The organism is Sphingomonas faeni, assembly GCF_023195535.1.
GTDB classification, from domain to species: Bacteria; Pseudomonadota; Alphaproteobacteria; order Sphingomonadales; family Sphingomonadaceae; genus Sphingomonas; species Sphingomonas faeni_B.
The window spans coordinates 142,334-160,374 of record NZ_JALPNF010000004.1 but is presented as its reverse complement, the minus strand read 5'-3'; the positions used below and the strand labels follow the sequence as shown (position 1 = coordinate 160,374).

Below are 18,041 nucleotides of genomic sequence, written 5' to 3'. Positions count from 1 at the left end.
GCGTGGGCTCAGATATCCGCGTAGACATGGGTTTCGGCTGCGGCTCCAGGGTGCGTGACGGCACCCTTGTAGGCCGGGCCGACGGTCTTCGCATAGCGCCACAATGCGCCCGAGCCGTAATCGGTCTTGCGCGGAACCCAGGCCGCACGGCGCGCCGCCATCACGTCCTCGGGAACGTCGAGGTCGATCGTGCCCGCTTCGGCGTCGATGTGGATGATGTCGCCATTCTCGACCAGCGCGATCGGGCCGCCGTCCGCGGCTTCGGGGCCGACATGGCCGATGCAGAAGCCGCGGGTGCCGCCCGAGAAGCGGCCATCGGTGATCAACGCGACGCTCTCGCCCATGCCCAGGCCGTAGAGCGCGGCGGTGGTCGACAGCATTTCGCGCATGCCGGGGCCGCCTTTGGGGCCTTCGTAGCGGATGACGATGACTTCGCCTTCGTTGATCTCGCGGTTTTCGACGGCGGCGAAGGTGTCCTCCTCGCAATCGAACACGCGCGCCGGGCCGCTGAACTGGAGGCGGTGCATGCCCGCGACCTTCACGATCGCGCCGTCGGGAGCGAGGCTGCCGCGCAGGCCGACGACGCCGCCGGTGGGAGTCAGCGGGGTCTTGATGTCGTAGATGACCTTCTGATCGGGGTTCCACGTCACCTGGTCGATGTTTTCGCCGAGCGACTTGCCCGTCACCGTCAGGCAGTCACCGTTGAGGAAACCGCCCGCGAGCATCGTCTTCATCAGCATGTAGACGCCGCCGGCCTCGTACATGTCCTTCGCGACGTACTTACCACCGGGCTTGAGGTCGGCGATGTATGGCGTGGTCTTGAAGATCTCGGCGACGTCGAACAGGTCGAACTCGATGCCGGCTTCGGACGCCATCGCAGGGAGATGCAGCGCGGCGTTGGTCGAGCCGCCGGTCGCGGCGACGACGCGGGCGGCGTTGATGAACGCCTCGCGCGTGCAGATGTCGCGCGGACGGATATTGTCGGCGAGGCACTCCATGACCTGCGCGCCGGCAGCGACGGCGATCTGTTCGCGCGTGGTATAAGGAGCTGGCACCATGTTGCTGTTCGGGATCGACAAACCAATCGCCTCGGCGACGCAGGCCATCGTGTTGGCGGTATACTGACCGCCGCATGCGCCGTGGCCGGGACAGGCGACCTTCTCGAGCGCGTGGACTTCGGAGAGCGGGCACGCGCCGGCGGCGTATTTGCCGACGATCTCGAACACGTCGACGACGGTGACGTCGCGGTCCTGGTAGCGGCCGGGGAGGATCGAGCCGCCATAGACGAACACCGACGGGATGTTGAGGCGGAGCATCGCCATCATCATGCCGGGGAGCGACTTGTCGCAACCGGCGAACCCGACGAGCGCGTCGTAGCAATGGCCGCGGACCGAGAGTTCGACCGAGTCGGCGATGACTTCGCGGCTGACGAGGCTGGCCTTCATGCCCTGATGGCCCATCGCGATGCCGTCGGTGACGGTGATCGTGTTGAACCGGCGCGGCATGCCGCCGCCCTGGATGACGCCCGCCTGCGCGGCATCGGCCTGCGCATCGAGCGTGGTGTTGCAGGGCGCGGAGTTGTTGCCGGCCGAGGCGAGCGCGACGAACGGGCGCGCGATCTGCTCCTCGTCGAGGCCCATCGCATAGTAATAGCTGCGGTGCGGGGCGCGTTCGGGGCCGACGGAGACATGGCGGCTCGGCAGGCGTGATTTATCGAATGTGCGGGTCATGGCGAACGCCTATGTCGCGGGAGGGGGTATTTGCGCAAGAGAGTTGCGTCGAATTTTAGATGAGGAGGGTGATCCTCTCTTAGTCATCCTGACGAAAGTCAGGACCCAGGGTTACGAACGATACGCGGATTGGCTCTGGGTCCCGACTTTCGTCAGGATGACGGGGGAAGGCGGTTGTCGTCATCCTCCCCAAGCGGCCGACCCACGCCCGGCCCCTCCCCTCCAGGGATGGGAAGCAAAAACGGTAGCGTTCTCAGCGCGCCGCCACGATGATCAAAGGCCTTCGAGGGCCTTGGCCACGCCGTCCATCGTGAACGGCTTTTGCAAACGGGGACGGTCGCGGAATTCTGGCGCAACACCGTCGTCGCCGCCGCCGGTGGCGAAGACGAAGGGGACGCCCTTGGCTGCCAAGGCTTCGGCGACAGGGGTGCTCTTTTCGCCACCGCGAAGGTTCACGTCGAGGATCGCGCCGTCGACGCCACCCTCTTCGATCCGCTTCAACGCGTCCGCGACGGTGTCGACAGAGCCAGCCACGCCCTTGTCCAGTACCTCGAGAAAGTCCTCGAGCATCATGGCGATCAAGGGTTCGTCCTCGACGATAAGGATCTGCGGGGTAGCGTTCATACTCTGCGCATAGTCGGGATTGTTACGACTTGCCAACATCTTGTTCGAGTCAGCGCGCGGCCAGCACGTCTCGCGCTGCTTCGGCGAGTTCCTGCACCGAGAAAGGCTTTGGCAGGAACGCGACGTTGTCGAGATCTATGGACTTGCGCAACTGCTCCTCGGCATAGCCCGACATGAACAGGATCGGCAGATCGGGATATTTTTCGCGTGCATGGCGGACCATCGTCGGGCCGTCCATCTGCGGCATCACGACATCACTGATGAGCAGGTCCGGGCGCCCGTGTTTCTCGAGCACTTCCAGCGCGATCTCGCCGTTCTCCGCGGTGAGCACGGTATAGCCCTGCCGCGCGAGCGCACGTTCGGCGACCGCGCGGACCATGTCCTCGTCCTCGACCAGCAGGATCGTGCCGGTGCCCCACAGGTCGACCGGCTTCGGCGCGGGCTTCACGACCGCGGCGCGCGTCGCCGCCGGCGCCGAGTGAACCGGCAGGTACATGGTAAAGGTGGCGCCCTGCCCCAGCTTGCTGTCGGCGAAGATGTAGCCGCCGGATTGCTTGACGATGCCATAGACGGTGGACAGGCCGAGGCCTGTGCCCTTGCCGAATTCCTTGGTCGTGAAGAACGGCTCGAAGATCTTGGGCAGCACGTCGGGCGGGATGCCGGTGCCGGTGTCCTGGACGATCAGCGCGGTATAGTCGGCGACGGGCAGGATGTCGGACGCCATCGCGCGGACTTCGGACGCCGGCACCGCGCGCGTGGTGATCGTGAGCACGCCGCCGCCACGCGCGTTCGCCGAGACGATCGCGTCGCGCGCATTGACCGCGAGGTTGACGACGACCTGTTCCAGCTGGCCCGGGTCGGCGCGGACCGGGCCGAGATTGCGGCCGTGGGTCATGTCGAGGCGGACGTTCTCGCCCATCAGGCGCTTGAGGAGGTTCGATACCTCCGAGACAACGTCGGGAAGTTGGAGAATCTGAGGCCGGAGCGTCTGCTGACGCGAGAAGGCGAGCAGCTGGCGCGTCAGGCTGGCGGCGCGGTTCGAGTTGGTGCGGACCTGCTGGATGTCGTCGTAGTCGCTGTCACCGGGCGAGTGGCGCATCAGCATCAGGTCGCAGTGCCCGATGATAGCGGTCAGGATGTTGTTGAAATCATGCGCGACGCCGCCCGCGAGCTGACCGACCGCCTGCATCTTGGTAGCTTGCGCGACCTCGCGCTTGAGGCGGCTTTCCTCGCTATTGTCCTTGAGGCTGAGCAGCACGGCCGCGTCGCCGAGCCCGCGCGCGCCAGCGATGGTGAGCGCGACCGGCTCGTCGGGGTGATCCTTGAGGCGGACCGCCATGTCGGCGGAGTGGGTCGCGCCGTTGGCGAACTTGCGGATCGCGTCGGCGACCGCGGCCTTGTCCTCGCGGACGACCAGGTCGCCCGGATAGAGCGGCGGGGCGACCGCATTCACGCCGGCCGCGCGCAAGAACGAGTCGTTCATCTGCAGGAAGCGGCCATCGCGATCGACCAGCGCCATCCCGAACGGCATCATGCTGACCAGGCTGCGGACGTGCGCGGAGGCACTGGCGCCGAGTGCGGGCGCGTCCTCCTCGTCGTCGAGCAGCGCGACCAGCACGGGCGCATCGTCGCCTTCGAGGAACGGGATCTGGAGGACGCGGAGCGGCGTGCCTTCGAGGCCTTCGCGCTCGAACCGGACGAGGCCGCGGCTGTCGGTAATTAGGAAGCGGGCGAAGTCGCGGCCTTCGATCGGGTCGTATTCGTCGCCGCACGCACGCGCTCTCAGCACGCGGTTGGCGGAGCGGACGCGGCCGTCGGGGGACAGCAACGCGGCCATGATGCCGCTGCCGCCGAGCCGGTCTCCGGTCGGTCCGGTCAGCAGCGCGGCAAGCGTCTCGGCGAGGTCGTGCTCCTGCGCGGTGACGAAACGCCAGACGAGCATGTCGGCGTCGTCGCCGGCGCGGGCGATCTGCGCGGAGAGCTGGATGCCCTGCGTGTTGAGGCGTTCGACCTGCGCGGTGCCGTCGCGCCACGCGGAGCGGCCGGCGTCGGCGAGCGCGGCGATGCCGGCTTCGTCGAGCGGCAGGCCGGGGGGCGTCGGGAAGCCCGCGAACAACGCTTCGTACGCGTCGTTGGCGCAGACCAGGCGGCCGGCGCGGTCGGTGATGGCGATGGCGTCGGCGCCGGCTTCGGCGACGGTGCGGGTCAGGTCCCAGTCGACCGGGCGGGGCGCGTCCTTGGCGACCGGGTTGAGCAGGCGCCAGGCGATGAGCGCCCCGACGACGATGATGGCGGCCGCGAAGAAGCCGGCGGCGGCGATCCAGCTGCCGACGAGCAACAGCACGATCGCGGCGGCGGCAATCCCCGAGGCGATAGCGACGAGCGCGGCGTTACGGGCCGGGGTGGATAAAGCGAACGATGCCATCGGGGGAGTCATCCGCTCAAGCGGGGCTGGGCGTCAAGCGCGATGCTTGGTTTGAGATGTTCCGAGCGCTCGCGACGCTGTGCGTTAGAGGCGTCATTCCGGCGGAGGCCATCCTTCGCGCGAAACAAGTCAGCCACACGACACACGTCATCCCAGCGAAAGCTGGGATCTTCCTGTTAGGCGCGCGTCGCCCGCCTCGAGGGAGACCCCAGCTTTCGCTGGGGTGACGGTTAGTAGGCTGGCGTGGCGGTGATTAGGTTACGATATCCGCCACGCTGAGCGGCTTTTGCGCCCCGCCAGAACCCGCAAGCCGTTCCCCCGCGGAGGCGGGGGTCCAGGGTTGGAGCAGAAGCGCGCGTGTTCCTGGTCCCCTCGCTTTCGCGAGGGAACAGGGCTTAGGTGCGACCTCCGGGAAGCCCTTTACCAGATCCGGACGCGCTGCTCCGGGGTCAGATACAGCTTCTGCCCCGGCGTCGGCTTGTACGCCGCATACCAGGGGTCGAGGTTGCGCACGACCCACGCCCGCTGCTGCGAGGGCGAGTGCGGATCGGTCAGCAAGCGATTGCGCAGGTTCGCTTCACGGTAGTTGCGACGCCACACCTGCGCCCAGCCGAGATAGAAGCGCTGGTCGCCGGTGAACCCGTCGAGGACAGGCGCGGTCTTGCCGCCGAGCGCCGTGTGGTACGCGTCGTACGCGACCGTCAGGCCAGCGAGATCGGCGATATTCTCGCCCATCGTGAGTTGGCCCTTCACGTGCATGCCGGGGAGCGGCTCGTACGCGTCGTACTGCGCGCCGAGCTTGCCGGTGAGCGCGTTGAAGCCGGCGATGTCCTTGGCTGTCCACCAGTCGGTGAGCTGGCCCTTTGCGTCGTACTTCGAGCCCTGGTCATCGAAATGATGGCTCAGTTCGTGGCCGATCACCGCACCGATGCCGCCGTAATTGACCGCGTCGTCGGCCTTCGGATCGAAGAACGGCGGCTGCAGGATCGCGGCGGGGAAGACGATCTCGACCATGCCGAAATTGGCATAGGCGTTCACCGTCATCGGCGTCATGCCCCATTCCCAGCGCTGCAACGGCTTGCCGAGCTTGGAAATATTGTCCTGGTGCTGCCATTCGTTCGCGCGCCATTCGTTGCCGAACGCATCGCCGGACGTGATCGTCAGGCCGGAGAAATCCTTCCACTGGCTCGGATAGCCGATCTTCGGCGTGAACGCGGCGAGCTTGGCGTGCGCCTTGACCTTCGTCTCGGGCGCCATCCATTCGAGCTTGTCGATCCGACGGCCCATCGCGGCGAGCACGTTCTTGACGAGCTTGTCCGCCGCGGCCTTGGTCTCGGGCGGGAAATACTGCGCGACGTAGAGCTTGCTGACCTCGTCATCGAGCGCGCCCGAGGTGAACTGCACGCCCCGCTTCCAGCGCGCCTCCTGCTCGGGCGTGCCGCCGAGGACGGTGCCGTAGAACGCGAACTGCTCGGCGTCGAACGCCTTGGGCAGGACGTCGGCGTAACCGTCGAGCGAGCGCAGGATCAGCTGGTCCTTGAGCACGCCGATCGGCGCGGTCGAGACGAGCTTGGCGATGCCGGTGATCGCCGAGGGCTGTGCGACGATGACGGTCGGGACGGGCGTGCCGATGCCCTTGAAATAGGCGACGAAATCGAAGCCGGGCGCGCGCTTGGCGAGATCGGCGACGGTCATCTTGTTGTAGGTCTTGGTGGCATCGCGGCTGTCGACGCGGGTCCAGCTGACCTTCGCGATCTCGGTCTCGAACGCGAGCAAGGCGGTGGCGCGGGCCTCGGCATTGGGTTCGCCGGCGAGCGTCAGCATCTTGACGATGTGCGCGCGGTAGGCGTTGCGTGCCTCGACGAGCTTGGCGTCGGTGCTGAGGTAGTAATCGCGGTCGGGGAGGCCGAGGCCGGACTGGCCGAGCGAGAGCGCGTATTGCTCAGGGGACTTGTCGTCCTGGCCGACGCCGCCGCCGAACGGGCCGCGAATGCCGGCGCGGTCGGCTTCGGCGAGGAGGGCGGGATATTGCGCGCGGTCGGTCAGCGCGGCGATTGTCTTCAGCCACGGCCGGATCGGCGCGAGACCCTTGGCCTCGATCGTGCCGGTGTCGAGATAGGTCGCATAGGCGCGGCCGATCTTCGAGTTCGGGTCCTTCGCGGCGGTGTCGAGGATGCCGCGGGTACGTGTTTCGGACAGGTCGGAGAGGAGGTTGAACGAGCCGTAGTTCGACTTGTCGGCGGGGATCGGGTTGGTCTTCGCCCAATTGCCGTTGGCGAAGGTGTAGAAGTCGTCACCGGGCTGGACGGTCTTGTCCATGCCCTTCTCGTCGAAGCCGAACGTGCCGTATTGGGCGCCGGTCGAGGTGGCTGGAGCGGCTGGCGTTGGCTCAGCCGTTTGCGAGATGGCGGCGGTGACGCCGGTGATGGCGGTTGCGGCGAGCAGGCCGGCGACGATGAACGACTTCATGTTTCTCTCCAAACTTCGTCATCCTGACGAAAGTCAGGATCCAGAGCCGACAGCGGCGCGCGCGTGGCTCTGGATCCTGGGTCGAGCCCAGGATGACGGGGCTCTATGGGACGGCGTCAGTTACCAGATACGGACGCGATTGGCTGGGGCGAGGTAGCTCTTCTCACCCGGCTTGGCGCCGAACGCGGCATACCAAGGATCGAGGTTGCGGACCGTCAGGACGCGCTGATGGCCCGGCGAATGCGGGTCGGACAGGAGCGCCTGCTGGAGCGCCGCGTCGCGGAACTTGGTGCGCCAGACGCCCGCCCAGCCATAATAGAAGCGCTGATCGCCGGTGGTGCCGTCGATGATCGGTGCAGGCTTGCCGCCGAGCGACTTGTGGTACGCGTCGTAGGCCACCGTCAGGCCGGCAAGATCGGCGATGTTCTCGCCGAGCGTCAGGCCGCCCTGGATGTGCTGACCGGGCAGCGGTTCGTACGCGTCGTACTGCTTCACGAGCGCATCGGTGAACACCTTGAAGCGTGCGACGTCCTGCGGCGTCCACCAGTCGGTGAGCTTGCCGTTGAGGTCGTATTTGCGGCCCTGGTCGTCGAAGTGATGGCTGATCTCGTGGCCGATCACCGCGCCGATGCCGCCGTAATTGACCGCCGGGTCCGCCTTCGGATCGAAGAACGGGGGCTGGAGGATCGCGGCCGGGAAGACGACTTCGTTCATCGTCGGGTTGGCGTAGGCGTTGATCGTCATCGGCGTCATGAACCACTCAGCCCGATCGATCGGCTGGCCGAGCTTCTTGAGGTCGCGGTCGTATTCGAACGCATTGGCGCGCGCGACGTTACCGACGAGATCGCCGCGCTGGATCTGAAGCGCGGAATAATCGCGCCACTTGTCGGGATAGCCGATCTTCGGGGTGAAGGCGGCAAGCTTGGCGAGCGCCTTGGTCTTGGTCTCGGGCGCCATCCATTCGAGGTTCTTGAGACGCTCGCCCATCGCCGCGATGACGTTCTTGACGAGATCATCGGCCGCGGCCTTCGATGCGGGCGGGAAATACTTCGCCACATATTGCTGGCCGATCGCCTCGCCCATCGCGCCCGACACGGTCGACACGCCGCGCTTCCAGCGGACCTGCTGCTCGGGCGTGCCCGACAGCGTGGTGCCGTAGAAGGCGAAGTTGGTCTTGTCGAAATCGCTCGACAGATACGGCGCGTACGCGCGCAGTACCTTCAGCATCGCGTAATCCTGGAGGACGTTGATCGGCGTATCGGCGAACACCTTCGCCTCGCCGGTCAGCGCGCTCGGCTGTGCGACGAGGTAGAACGGACGGCCGGTGACGCCCATCGCGGTCATGTACTGCGTCCAAGGGAAGCCCGGTGCCTTCGCGGCGAAATCCGCGGCGGTCCATTTATTGTAGGTCTTGTCGGCGTCGCGGCTCTCGATCCGGGTCCAGTGCGCGGTCGCGAGGCCCTTCTCCATGTTGAAGACGGCGGCGGCGCGGGCGGCGGCGTTTGGTTCGCCGGCGAGCGTCAGCATCCGCGCGAGATACGCCTGGTACGCCGTGCGGATCGTGGCGAGCTTGGCATCGTCCTTGAGGTAATAGTCGCGGTCGGGGAGGCCGATGCCGCTCTGGCCGAGACCGACGACATAGGTGGTCGGGTCCTTGTCGTCCTGCTGCACGCCGACGCCGACCAGCCCGCCGACGCCCTGCCGCTGAAGCTTTGCGATCTCGGTGACGAGCGCGGTCTTGTCCTTGGTCGCCTTCAGCGCGGCGAGCATCGGCTTGACCGGGCCCGCGCCCTTAGCGTTGACGGCGGCCTCGTCCATGAAGCTGGTGTAGAACTCGCCGACCTTGTCACCCGGGGTCTTCGCGGCACCGTCGAGGATCGTGCGGGTGCGTTCGAGCGACAGGTCCTGGAGGACGTGGAACATCCCGTAGGACGAGCGGTCGGCCGGGATCGGCGTGGTCTTCACCCATCCGCCGTTCGCGTAATCAAAGAAGTCGGTGCCCGGCGTCACGCTGGTATCGCGGCCCGCCATGTCGAACCCGAAATCGCCGATCTGTGGCTTGTTCGCATCCTTGGGCGCGACCGGGCCTTTCGCGGCTTTGGCCAGCGCCGGCGACGGGGCAGCTTGGTTCGTCTGGGCGATGGCCGATGCGGCTGACGCGAGCAGGATCACGGTAACAATCGACTTACGCATCAAAAAACCTCGGGAAGGACTTCAGGATGCCGCGTGTTCTACGCCGATAGGACGGTCCGTCAATTCCAAGCGGTGTCAAATGTTACGAAATACTACGCCGCACGATTATCGTGCCGATGCCGCCACTTGCGCGCGATCCACAGCCGCCAGCCGAGCGCGCTGAGCGCATAGCCGCCGACCGAACAGACGACCGTGATGACCAGCAGGCCCAGCGCGGTGGCGGGCCCCGCCTGCATCAGCCACGGGATCCATTCGGTGCGCGCGGCGGCGTTGGCGACGGGCTGGCCGGGAACATGTTCGTCGAGCCGCAGCAGCGACGAGCCGATCCAATAGGCGGCGATCCAGAGCGGCGGCGTGGTCAGCGGATTGGTGATGAAGGTGGTCAGCGCCGCGGTCGGCACGTTAGCGCGAAACGGCAGCGCGAAGATTGCGGCTACCGGGGTCTGCGCAACCGGGATCAGGATGCCTGCGACCATGCCGAGCGCAACGCCGCGGGGAACCGATCGCCGTGTGAAGCGCCAGAGTTCGGGCGCGAGCACGCGGTGCGCGACCGGACGCAGCAGCCGGTTCCGCTCCATCGATTCGCGGGTCGGCAAGTTGCGACGCGACCACGCCGCGAGGCGCCCGAAGATACTGCCCGGCGCCTTCGACACAGGCTATCCGCGATCCCGCATGATCCGGCCCTGCTCGCGCTTCCAGTCCTGTTCCTTCACCGAATCGCGCTTGTCGTGGTTCTGCTTGCCCTTGGCGAGCGCCAGTTCGATCTTCGCGCGGCCCTTCGAATTGAAGTAGATCATCAGCGGTACGAGCGTCATGCCCTGGCGTGCGACCGCCCCGAACATCTTGTTGATCTCACGCTCGTGGAGCAGCAGTTTGCGCGGCCGCTTGGGCTCGTGGTTGAAGCGGTTGCCGTGGCTGAATTCGGGAATGTTCGAATTCACCAGGACGACGTTCTTGCCCTTCACCTCGGCATAGGCTTCGGCGATCGATCCCTCGCCGCCGCGCAGCGCCTTCACCTCGGTGCCGGTGAGCGCGATGCCCGCCTCGAACACCTGCTCGATATAATAGTCATACCGCGCGCGCCGGTTCTCGGCGACGATCTTGGTCTTCTCGAAGGTCGGGGGTTTGGGACGTGCCATGGGACGCGCGATGTAGGAGGTCGCGAGGCTTAGGGGAAGCGGGCGCGGTGTTTGCGCTTCCGTTTATTCCCCTGCGCGCCGTCATCCTGACGAAAGTCAGGACCCAGGATTACGGAGCGACGCCCTGCTTGGCTCTGGGTCCTGACTTTCGTCAGGATGACGGAGTGGGTTTCAGGCGAGACGCGCGTGCGCCACGGCCGCATCAACCGCCGCGCGTGACGCCTCACCGGCGGGGGTCATCGGCAGGCGCAGGGTCTCCGGGAAACCTGCCCGTACCTTAGTCATCGCGTATTTCACCGGCCCGGGCGAAGCGTCAGTGAACAGCGCCTCGTGGAGCGGGTAAAGCTGATCCTGATACGCCAGCGCCTTGACGAAATCGCCGGACTGACACGCCGCCTGGAACTCGGCGCAGAGCTTCGGCGCGACGTTGGCCGTCACCGAGATGCAGCCGGTGCCGCCCATGACGTTGAACGCCAGCGCCATGTCGTCATTGCCCGACAATTGGCAGAAGTCGGGACCACACGACGCGCGGTGCTGGGAAACGCGGGCGAGGACGCCGCTCGCATCCTTCACGCCGACGAACACGTCGGGGAACGCCTTCACGATCCGCGCGAGAGTCGCGGGCTGGATGTCGGTCACCGTCCGCGCTGGCACGTTGTAGAGGATGATCGGCAACGGCGTCGTCTGCGCGAGCGCTTCGAAATGACGGAAGATGCCCTCCTGCCCCGGCCGGTTGTAATAGGGCGGCACCATCAGCGCGGCGTCGGCGCCGGCTTCCTTCGCGGCGCGCAGGTTCGCGGACGCGACGCGCGTATCGTTCGAGCCTGCTCCGGCGATCACCGGCACGCGGCCTTTCGCCTGGTCGACGCAGACGCGGACGACGTGGAAATGCTCGTCATAGGACAAGGTCGCCGCCTCGCCGGTGGTGCCGCACGCGACGAGGCCCGACGAGCCCTCGGCGATCTGCCATTCGATGAAGTCGCGGTAAGCCGGTTCGTCGAAGCTGCCATCGGCGGCGAACGGCGTGACGAGCGCGGGAATCGATCCTGAAAACATGCGGTAGCCTGCGTCCATACTAGAAGAGAAGTCTGGCCTGTTGCGCCAAATACCGGGCGAAATCCGGATTTCGTTCAGGACAGATACGGGTTGGAGGCGTATGCTGTCCACATGGTAGCATCGATGTTGAAAACGAGCCTTCTTCTTGCAGTCGTCGCACAGACCGCTGTTTCCTCGGGCGCCATAGGAGATGGGGGTCAGCAAACGCTAGATCGATACAGCACGCAGTTGGCCAATATGGGGCCCAACGCGCAGCCGATGGCGACGGACGGCGCGATCGCCTCGACCATCGCACAGTGGCGGGCGTTGCAACAGACCGACGCGCTGCCGTTCGACAGTTATGCAGGCTTCCTGATGGCGCATCCGGGCTGGCCAAACGAGGTGGCAAACCGACGTGCGGCTGAGCGCAAGGCGGCGACGGGTTCGCCGACCAGCGTGGTCGCGTTCTTCCGCCGGTATCCGCCGCAATCGGCTTCGGGCGGGGTCGCCTATGCGCGCGCTTTGCAGGCAACCGGCGCGCGGGATCAGGCCTATGCCGCAGTCCGGACAGCATGGCGCAGCGCCGGGCTGACGCCGACCGACGAGGCGATGGTGACGTCGGGCTTCCCCGGTGCGCTGACGCCGGACGACCAGGACGCCCGGATGGATGCGCTGTTGTGGGCGGGTCAGACCGGCGCGGCGCAGCGACAGATCGTTTGGACCAGCGCTGCGCGACGGCCGATATTCCAGGCGCGGCTGGCGTTCCGGATGAATGCGCCGAACGCGTCGGATATCTCGGCCTCGACGCAGAGCCTGTATGCGAACGACGCGGGCTATGTCGCCGACCGGGCACAGTGGTTGCGCAATTCGGGGGCGAGCCCTTCGGCACGGGCGTGGCTGGCGCGGCCACGGTCGCTTGTGACGCGGCCGGGCAATGCGGCGGAATGGTACGAGGTGCTCGTCACCAACGCGAACGGCGCGGCGAACGACGGGCAGTATCAGGTCGCCTACGACATCGCGCGGCAGATCGACGACGCGTATCCGGTTGGTACCGACGTCTCGACGAAATCCTATGCCGAGCGCGACGAATACACCAATCTCGCGTGGCTCGGCGGACGAGTGGCGATGAAGCAGCTCGGGCGGCCGGCGGATGCGATGACGCTGTTCGACCGGTACGCGCGCGGCTCGCGCTCGCCTCAGGTGCGGTCGAAGGGCTATTACTGGGCGGGCCGTGCGGCGGAGGCAGCCGGGTTGGCGCCTCAGGCGGCGGCATTCTACGGCCAGGCGGCAAGCTACCGCGATCAATATTACGGGCAGCTGGCGAACGAGCGGACCGGGCGCCCGCTGGTCGCACCGCCCTCGGTCGCTTCGGTGGCAGTCGATCCAGCCGCACGCGCCGCGTTCGAGCGGCGCGAGACGGTGCGCGCGGTCAAGTTCCTCGGGCAGATCGCCGACTGGCAGGACCAGACCGCGTTCGTCCGCCAGATCGCGGCGGATGCGACGACCGACACCGATCACCTGCTCGCCGCGGAACTGTCGAAGAGCATCAACCGGCCGGATCTGGGCGTAATGGTCGGGCGCAGCGCGCTGGCGAACGGGCTCAGCGATTACTCCGCGGTCGGCTTCCCGATGGTGTCGGTGCCGGCGGGGTATGAGAATAACTGGACGATCATCCACGCGATCTCGCGGCAGGAGAGCCAGTTCGATCGGGCGGCGGTGTCGCATGCAGGAGCTCGTGGGTTGATGCAGCTAATGCCGGCGACCGCGCGCGAGCAGTCGGGGAAGATCGGGCTGGCGTATAACCAGGCGGCGCTGACGACCGATCCGAACATGTCGATCATGCTGGGGTCGAGCTATTTTCAGCGCGTGTACGCCAATTACGGCAGTTATCCGTTGGCGGTGGCGGCGTATAATGCGGGCGGCGGCAACGTGAACAAATGGCTCCGCGCGAACGGCGACCCGCGGACCGGCTCGGTCGATATCATCGATTGGGTCGAGGCGATCCCGTACCAGGAGACGCGCAACTACGTACAGCGCGTGCTGGAGAATGCGGTGGTCTACGACCTGATGAACCCCGCGCGGGCGAAGAGCCGGGGGGCGGCGCGGCTGTCGTGGTATCTGGGGAAGAACCGGCCGGGCTGATCACTTAGTTGATCACTTAAGAGTGTTCCCCGCCCCAAATACTCGTCACCCCAGCGAACGCTGGGGTATCCCGGTTGTCGGTCGGACTGGAGCCGCGGGAGGCCCCAGCTTTCGCTGGGGTGACGGGCGTTGCTGCCGAGATGACAGATGTTGCTGTCGATGTGACGGGCGTTGTGGTCAAGAAGACGGTTGTTGCGGCTAGGGTGACCGATCTCGAGGCGGTATAGCCTCGCGCATGGATCGCCCGAACTACATCACCCCTACCGGTTACGCCGTACTCCGCACCGAATACGAGCAACTCCTGTCGACCGAGCGCCCCGCCTTGGTCGAGGTCATCTCCTGGGCCGCGGGCAATGGCGATCGCTCCGAGAACGGTGATTATATCTACGGCCGCAAGCGTCTGCGCGAGATCGACCGCCGGCTTGGCTGGCTGTCGAAGCAGATGAAGGCGGCCAAGGTCGTCGATCCCGCCCAGCAGGAGGACCGCTCGCGCGTGTGGTTCGGGGCCTGCGTGACGGTCGCGGACGAGGATGATGTCGAGCGCGTGCTGACGCTCATCGGTGACGACGAGACGGATGCGAGCAATGGGCGGATCGGCTGGAACTCGCCGTTCGCCCGCGCTCTTCGCGGTGCGGCGATCGGCGATGTGCGCCGGGTGGACCTGCCCGCCGGCGAACGCGAATATGAGGTGATCGCGATCGCGTATCCCTGACTTCACGATTCTCCCCCGCAAGGGGGAGGTGGCTGGCTCTTGCCAGACGGAGGGGGAGGCAGGCGAAACGGGCCGTTCCGTGTCCTCCCCCTCCGTCACCTGCGGTGCCACCTCCCCCTGGCGGGGGAGGATCGTGAGTTGCCCTCGCGAACGATCCGTTTCGATTTACGCGAATTGACCCAGCCCCGCGCCCGTGTGACGTTTCGCCAACGCAACGACACCCGAGGACGTCCGCCATGCCGATACCCGCCACCTGGTCCGCCCGCCTGCTCAGCGTCATGCGCATCGTCGTCGCGCTCGTGTTCTTCAGCCACGGCATCTCGAAGTTCTTCGGCCTGCCGCCTTTCCCGATGCCGATGAACCCGCTGCTCTACGTCGCTGGCGTACTCGAAGTCGTCGGCGGCGGCATGTTGATCATCGGCCTGTTCACGCGACCGGTGGCGTTCGTGCTGTCGGGCATGTCCGCGGTCGCCTATTTCCTAGCGCATCTCCCGCAAGGCCCCTTCCCGATCGCCAATGGCGGCGAGCCGGCGGTGCTCTACTCCTTCGTCTTCCTGTACCTCGCCGCAGCGGGTGGCGGCGCGTGGAGCGTGGACGCGGGGCGCGGGCGCGGCTAATCCTGCGCGCATGATCGATACCACAACGCGCAACGTCGCCCTCCTGATCGACGCGGACAACGCGTCCGCCGCCACGCTCGACCCGGTGCTGACCGTCCTTGCCGAACTCGGCACGGTCAACGTCCGGCGGGTCTATGGCAATTGGTCGAAGCCTGCGCTGAAGGCGTGGAGCGACATGTCGATCAAGCATGGCATCGAGCCGCAGCAGCAGTTCGACCTGACCAAGGGCAAGAACGCGACCGACATGAAGATGACGATCGACGCGATGGACCTGCTGTTCCGCGGGCGCATCGACGGCTTCGGCATCATGTCGTCGGACAGCGACTTCATGCCGCTCGCCACGCGCATCCGCCAAGATGGCATCCCGGTGTACGGCTTCGGCACCAGCCGCACGCCGGAGGGATTCCGCCAGGCGTGCACCCGGTTCATCGACGTCGGCGCGCTGAACGAGACGTCGCAGGCGATGCCCGCCCCGGCCCCCGCCGCCGTCGCTGGCGAGAAGGCAGCGGCGCCAGCGCCCGTCGCTCGGCCGAAGACCGCACAGCCGATCGACGAGCAGGTCATCAAGCTGCTGATCGATGCCTACAACGCCGTAAAGCGCGACGAGAAGGGCTATGCCAGCGTCGCCGAACTCGGTCAGCTCGCAGGCAACCGGTCGAGCTTCGACGCGCGCAACTACGGGTTCAATCGGCTGTCGGACCTGATCGAGACGATCCCGAACTTCCAGCATGAGCGCCGCGAAGGTGGCCGGTCGTTCGTCAAACGCCTGCGGTAATCTTCCCCCCTCCCTGGAAGGGAGGGGTCGGGGGTGGGTCGGCTTCCGTATCATCGAACGTCGGCGGCAAAGCTGCCCTACCTACCCCCAGCCCCTCCCTTTCAGGGAGGGGAGCGCGTTTCGCCTTAACCCGTCGGGTGCAACCGCCCGCCCGGCTCGCTCATGCCGTGCGCCTGTTCCTCGCTGTCGTCGGGAACCACCAGCGCGCCCTTTCGCCAGTTGCCATAGCGATAATACCACGCCGCGATCGCCAGCGTCGCAAGCGACCCCAGCGGGAAGCTCCACCACAACGCATCCGCCCCGAGCCACGGTTTCGCCAGCAACGCAAAGCCGATCCGCACCGGATACAGCGCAACGATCAGCGCGATCAGCGGCGCGATCACCGCCCCGTTCGCGCGGACCGTCGAGAACAGCACCATCGTCATGCCGAACAGGATGAAGTTCCAGCTCGCGATCAGCTGGATATGCCGCGCGATCGGCAGCGCGGGGCTATCGCTGCCGATGAACAGCGTCATCACCGGGCGGTCGAACAGGATCACCACGCCGACCATCGCGCCGGTCAGCGCCACGTTGAACAGCAGGCCGTACTTCGTGATGTCGCCCACCCGGTCCCAGCGGCCTGCGCCGATATTCTGCGCCGCCATCGAACTGACCGCAGCCCCGATCGCCAGCGCAGGCATCTGGATATAGGTCCACAACTGCTGCGACACCGCATAGGCCGCCGCGGTATCGACACCGAGTCGGTTGACCAGCCCGACCATCGCCAGCCCTGCGGTCGACATGACGAGCATCTGCGCGCCCATCGGCAGGCCCTTCCGCACGATCGTCCCGGCCAGCGCGCGCTCGGGGATCAGGTAGCGGAGTTCGTTGCCGCGCAGCCGCAGCGGCAAGTCGCGCTTGTAGATGTAGACGATCAACCCGAGCAGCGAGACGTGGCTTGCGATCAGCGTCGCCATCGCCGAGCCGGCAATGCCCATCTGCGGGAACGGGCCGATCCCGGCGATCAGCAACGGATTGAGACCGCTGTCCAGCAGCGCGCTGAGCAGCATGAACCAGAGCGGCGTCATCGAATCGCCGGTGCCGCGCAGGCCCATCATCAGCAGCACCATCATCATCGACGCGGGCAGCCCGAGGAAGATCACGCGCAGATAGGCAAGTGCAAGCGGCATCGCGTCGCCGGGTGTGGCGAGCAGATGCAGGATTTCGGGCGCGAACACCCAGCCGAGCGCGGCGATGATGATCGCCCCGCCCAGGACCAGGCCGACGGCGGAGCCGAACGCGCGGCGTGCGCCTTCGAGATCGTGGCGGCCGAAGCTCTGGCCGACCAGGATCGTCGCAGCCATGCCGAACCCGAACACCGCGCCGAAGGTGAGGAACATGATGATGTTGGCGTTCGAGGTGGCGGCGAGTGCGCCCTCGCCGAGATAGCGCCCGACCCAGATCGCGTTGATCGAGCCGTTGAGCGACTGGAGGATGTTCGAGCCAAGCGTCGGGAGCGCGAACGCCAGGAGTGTGCGGCCGATATGCCCGGTGGTGAGGTCGCGCTGGCCGGGTTTGCCGCGGGGACGACTAGGCGATCCCGCGTTGGAGGGCTCGCTTGGGACGGCGCCAAGCTGCCGGTCGGATTGCAGATCGCTCACACAGTCACTCCGTCATGCCGGACACGTTCCGGCATCCACCGATGTACGCGCGCGCCTTATCGGCGGTACGCCTAGCCGCGGAGTGAACGCCGGGACAAGCGGGTAGGTCCCCCGCTCCGAACTAAGCGCGCCTTGTCTCCCCCGCGAAGGCGGCGATCCAGACTGGGCTCCCGCCTTCGGGGGAGAACAATACGTAGGGCGTGGCATGGCCAGCACACACAATCCAACGTTCCACCCAAACCGTCACCCCAGCGAAAGCTGGGGTATCCCCGTTGTCGGGTAGCCGTTGCGTTTACTCACCGGGATACCCCAGCTTTAGCTGGGGTGACGGGCGGATGGACGAACGGACGAACGGACGAACGAACGAACGAACGAACGGACGAACGGACGGATGGCCGATTGGACGTACGGGCGGATGGTTGGTTAGCGCGGGGCGCTGTCCAACCACGCATTCCCCTCCCGCTTGCGGGAGGGGTCAGGGGGAGGGCGCGACGTACGTACTGGCGTCCGGCTTTTGACGCACGCCCCTCCCCCAACCCT

13 protein-coding genes are annotated in these 18,041 nt (G+C 66.4%); 4 read left to right on the top strand and 9 right to left on the bottom strand.

Features of this window, described 5'->3' with window-relative positions:
* Positions 1-8 precede the first annotated feature (8 nt).
* The 8 genes from ilvD to dapA all read right to left on the bottom strand — a co-directional run bounded on the left by ilvD (position 9) and on the right by dapA (position 11,636).
* Entirely contained in the window at positions 9-1,730 is a 1,722-nt protein-coding gene (ilvD, locus tag SPHN_RS10510) for a dihydroxy-acid dehydratase (protein WP_248523110.1), read from the bottom strand.
* 273 nt (positions 1,731-2,003) lie between these two features.
* Positions 2,004-2,354: a response regulator gene (locus SPHN_RS10505; protein WP_248523108.1), complete on the bottom strand. Its 351-nt coding sequence runs from the start codon at positions 2,352-2,354 to the stop codon at positions 2,004-2,006.
* Positions 2,355-2,403: 49 nt separating this feature from the next.
* Positions 2,404-4,779, bottom strand: coding sequence for a hybrid sensor histidine kinase/response regulator (locus tag SPHN_RS10500; protein WP_248523106.1), 2,376 nt, complete (start codon positions 4,777-4,779; stop codon positions 2,404-2,406).
* 420 nt (positions 4,780-5,199) lie between these two features.
* On the bottom strand, positions 5,200-7,248 hold the full coding sequence (locus SPHN_RS10495; protein ID WP_248523098.1) for a M13 family metallopeptidase: 2,049 nt from the start codon (positions 7,246-7,248) through the stop codon (positions 5,200-5,202).
* 120 nt (positions 7,249-7,368) lie between these two features.
* Positions 7,369-9,441, bottom strand: a complete 2,073-nt coding sequence (locus SPHN_RS10490; RefSeq protein WP_248523097.1) for a M13 family metallopeptidase — start codon at positions 9,439-9,441, stop codon at positions 7,369-7,371.
* A gap of 92 nt (positions 9,442-9,533) precedes the next feature.
* Entirely contained in the window at positions 9,534-10,019 is a 486-nt protein-coding gene (locus SPHN_RS10485; protein WP_282580535.1) for a DUF2062 domain-containing protein, read from the bottom strand.
* Positions 10,020-10,097: 78 nt separating this feature from the next.
* Positions 10,098-10,580, bottom strand: a complete 483-nt coding sequence (gene smpB, locus SPHN_RS10480) for an SsrA-binding protein SmpB (protein WP_055879372.1) — start codon at positions 10,578-10,580, stop codon at positions 10,098-10,100.
* Positions 10,581-10,751: 171 nt separating this feature from the next.
* Positions 10,752-11,636: a 4-hydroxy-tetrahydrodipicolinate synthase gene (gene dapA, locus SPHN_RS10475; RefSeq protein WP_248523093.1), complete on the bottom strand. Its 885-nt coding sequence runs from the start codon at positions 11,634-11,636 to the stop codon at positions 10,752-10,754.
* Positions 11,637-11,747: 111 nt separating this feature from the next.
* Between dapA and SPHN_RS10470 the strand changes: the two genes are divergently transcribed.
* The 4 genes from SPHN_RS10470 to SPHN_RS10455 all read left to right on the top strand — a co-directional run bounded on the left by SPHN_RS10470 (position 11,748) and on the right by SPHN_RS10455 (position 15,861).
* Positions 11,748-13,757: a lytic transglycosylase domain-containing protein gene (locus tag SPHN_RS10470; protein WP_248523091.1), complete on the top strand. Its 2,010-nt coding sequence runs from the start codon at positions 11,748-11,750 to the stop codon at positions 13,755-13,757.
* A gap of 235 nt (positions 13,758-13,992) precedes the next feature.
* Positions 13,993-14,469 (top strand): transcription elongation factor GreB, encoded by a 477-nt coding sequence (gene greB / locus SPHN_RS10465; protein ID WP_248523089.1) that lies wholly within the window; start codon positions 13,993-13,995, stop codon positions 14,467-14,469.
* Positions 14,470-14,705: 236 nt separating this feature from the next.
* The gene (locus tag SPHN_RS10460; RefSeq protein ID WP_248523088.1) at positions 14,706-15,086 is read left to right on the top strand and encodes a DoxX family protein; all 381 of its coding nucleotides are present in this window, start codon (positions 14,706-14,708) and stop codon (positions 15,084-15,086) included.
* A 10-nt stretch (positions 15,087-15,096) separates the two neighbouring features.
* Complete coding sequence (locus SPHN_RS10455) at positions 15,097-15,861, top strand: NYN domain-containing protein (protein WP_248523087.1); 765 nt, start codon at positions 15,097-15,099, stop codon at positions 15,859-15,861.
* 125 nt (positions 15,862-15,986) lie between these two features.
* Here the strand turns inward: SPHN_RS10455 and SPHN_RS10450 are convergent, their stop codons facing one another.
* Positions 15,987-17,492 (bottom strand): MATE family efflux transporter, encoded by a 1,506-nt coding sequence (locus SPHN_RS10450; protein ID WP_282580534.1) that lies wholly within the window; start codon positions 17,490-17,492, stop codon positions 15,987-15,989.
* Positions 17,493-18,041 lie beyond the last annotated feature (549 nt).